This is a genomic window from Cereibacter changlensis JA139, assembly GCF_003034985.1.
GTDB classification, from domain to species: domain Bacteria; phylum Pseudomonadota; class Alphaproteobacteria; order Rhodobacterales; family Rhodobacteraceae; genus Cereibacter; species Cereibacter changlensis.
Genome location: NZ_PZKG01000253.1, coordinates 1 through 2,915, shown reverse-complemented (window position 1 = coordinate 2,915; position 2,915 = coordinate 1). Strand labels below are relative to the sequence as shown.

3 protein-coding genes are annotated in these 2,915 nt (G+C 66.6%); 2 read left to right on the top strand and 1 reads right to left on the bottom strand.

Going from position 1 to position 2,915, the window contains the following annotated elements; translation table 11 throughout:
* The coding region (locus tag C5F48_RS22795; RefSeq protein WP_146170726.1) for an IclR family transcriptional regulator at positions 1 to 431 on the bottom strand (431 nt) is incomplete at its 3' end.
* Positions 432 to 653: 222 nt separating this feature from the next.
* On the opposite strand from C5F48_RS22795, the gene C5F48_RS22790 reads away from it, so the two are divergent.
* Positions 654 to 1,967: an MFS transporter gene (locus C5F48_RS22790; RefSeq protein WP_107666000.1), complete on the top strand. Its 1,314-nt coding sequence runs from the start codon at positions 654 to 656 to the stop codon at positions 1,965 to 1,967.
* A 115-nt stretch (positions 1,968 to 2,082) separates the two neighbouring features.
* Positions 2,083 to 2,915: GMC family oxidoreductase (locus tag C5F48_RS22785; protein WP_146170725.1), on the top strand; the 833-nt coding region annotated here is incomplete at its 3' end.

Sequence of the window (2,915 nt, the reverse complement as noted above, 5' to 3'; positions counted from 1 at the left end):
GCCGTGGCGTGCAGCGGCACGCGCGAGCCGATCTGCAGCGCGATTCGCAGCGGCCACTTGGTCTCGACCCGGTCGACATAGACCATGGCGTCGCCGTCGGGGATCGCCAGGTTGCAGGTCTCGCCCACGGCGGCGTTCAGCCGGGTCAGGATCGCGCGGCGCGGCAGGTCGTGGCTGGCCGCCCGCATCACCCCCAGCATCATCCGCCGCAGCTTCGGCCCCGGCAGGTAGCTCCGCCCGTCGAGATGGCGGCTGAGATAGCCCTGCGCCTCCAGATTGGCGACCAGCCGGTGGATGGTCGGCTTCGGCAGCTTCAGCAAGCCATTGATCTCGGTCGGAGTCATCGGCCGCGCCTCCGAGGCGAGCACCTCGAGGATCTGCAGGTTGCGCAGGCTGGGAGCAGCGCCCGGGGGATCGTGATCGTCGTTCATCTGCCACCGTTTACCGCAATTTGCGCCAATCTACAGCGACGACCTCCGCTGTCCAGTTCCCCTCGGGCGAGAGTCCGAGCCCCGGATCGGCATTTTTGAGACTCAGGTTATCAAATAAACGTTGACTCCAGGACATATCGCAAGCGACGCTTGGCCATTCCGGGAGGAGGAGCCCGGATTGCCAGACCAAGGAAATACCGTCGCAGCGCAGGGGAGGGCGTCATGTCGGATATAACAGGGAGTGCCACGGCAACGGGCACAGCCGAGCGCGAGCTCAGGAAAGTCGTGATCGCGAGCCTCGTCGGCTCGACAGTCGAATGGTACGATTTCTTTCTCTACGGCGTGGTCGCCGGCATCGTCTTCAACCAGCTCTACTTTCCGTCCGACAACCCGACCGTGTCGATCATGCTGGCCTATGCGACCTTCGCGGTGGGCTTCGTGGCGCGACCGCTGGGCGGGCTGATCTTCGGCCATTTCGGCGACAAGATCGGCCGCAAGACCATGCTGGTCATCACGCTGATGCTGATGGGTGGGGCGACCGTGGCCATCGGCCTTCTGCCGACCTACGAGCAGATCGGCATCCTCGCGCCGATCCTTCTGCTGCTCCTGCGCATCGCCCAGGGCATCGGCATCGGCGGCGAATGGGGCGGGGCCGTGCTGATGGCTTATGAATTCGCCCCGAACGGCAAACGCGGCTTCTACGCCTCGATCCCGCAGATCGGCCTGTCGCTTGGGCTGTTCCTGTCCTCGGGCGTCATGGCGCTGCTGACCATGCTGCCCGACGATCAGTTCATGGCCTGGGGCTGGCGCTCGGCCTTCATCGGCTCCATCGTCCTCGTGGTGCTGGGCACCTGGATCCGGTCGAACATCCGCGAGAGCCCGGAGTTCGAGAAGGCCAAGGCGGAGTCGCGGTCGCGCGACGTCGGCCTGCCCTTCGTCACCATGATCAAGCGCTATCCCGGCAATGTCGTGCTGGGCATGGGGGCGCGCTATATCGACGGGGTGTTCTTCAACGTCTTCGCGGTGTTCTCGATCCTCTATCTCAGCAAGATCGTCGGCATCCCGCGCACCCAGGCGCTATGGACGGTCTGCGGCGCGGCGCTGGTCATGGTGCTGTTCATCCCGTTCTTCGGCCGGCTCTCCGACCGGATCGGGCGGCCGACGACCTATGCCTGGGGCTCGCTGCTCCTCGCGCTGAGCGTCTTCCCGGCCTTCTGGCTGATGTCCACCGGCGACACGCTGCTGATCATCCTGGGCCTCGTGCTGCCCTTCGGCATCATCTACCCGATGTGCTACGGGCCGGAGGCGGCGCTGTTCGCCGATCTCTTCGACCCCTCGGTGCGCTACACCGGGATTTCCTTCGTCTACCAGTTCTCGGGCATCTTCGCCTCGGGCATCACGCCGATGATCGCCACCTACCTGATGGCGGCCAATGCCAATGACCCGTTCTGGCTCTGCTGCTATGTGATCTTCGCGGCGCTGGTCTCGATGGTCTGCGCCCTGCTGATCGGCCGGAGGGAACGCCCCGCGCGCTGATCCCGCGGACAGACGACAGCAGCTCCCCCCCGGTGAGGGGGAGCTTGCCATTTTATAGGACAGCATGGAAAGTGAGACCTATTGTCTCATATATGACAAGTCGGAGGGCGGGCGAATGGCAGATTACATCGTCGTGGGGGCTGGCTCCGCCGGCTGCGTCGTGGCGAACCGGCTGAGCGCCGACCCTGAGGTGACGGTCATGCTGATCGAGGCCGGCGGCCGCGACAGCAGCCCCTGGATCCATGTGCCGGTCGGCTATTTCAAGACGATGCACGACCCGGCCTTCGACTGGTGCTACGAGACCCAGCCCGATCCCGGGCTGAACGGCCGCCGGCTGAACTGGCCGAGGGGCCGGGTGCTGGGCGGGTCCTCCTCGCTGAACGGCCTGCTCTACGTGCGTGGCCAGCGGCAGGATTACGACGGCTGGGCGCAGCGCGGCAACGCCGGCTGGTCCTGGGCCGAGGTCGGACCGATCTTCGAGGAACTGGAGACCTTCCAGCGCGGCGCGGGCGCGGGCAGGGGGCAGTCGGGCGAATTGCAGGTCTCCGACCCGCGGCTGAAGCGCGAGATCTGCGAGAAGTGGATCGCCGCGGCCGAGGCGCTCGGCCATGTCTACAACCCCGATTACAACGGGCCGGTGCAGGAGGGCATCGGGCATTTCCAGCTGACCGTGAACAAGGGCCGGCGCTGCTCGGCCGCGGTCGCCTTCCTGAAGCCCGTCCGCAACCGTCCCAACCTGCAGGTCGTCGCCGAGGCGCAGGTGCTGCGCGTGGTGATCGAGGCCGGGCGCGCCACCGGGGTGGAGATTCGCCGCCCCGACGGCAGCCGCGAGGTTCTGCGGGCCGCGCAGGAGGTGATCCTCTGCGCCGGAGCGATCGGGTCGCCGCAGATCCTGATGCTGTCGGGCGTGGGCGAGGCCGACGCGCTGCGCGCCCATGGCGTCGCGGT

Excerpts from the sequence above, each read along its gene's own strand:
- C5F48_RS22790 (WP_107666000.1), top strand. The coding sequence starts at position 654 with ATGTCGGATATAACAGGGAGTGCCACGGCAACGGGCACAGCCGAGCGC.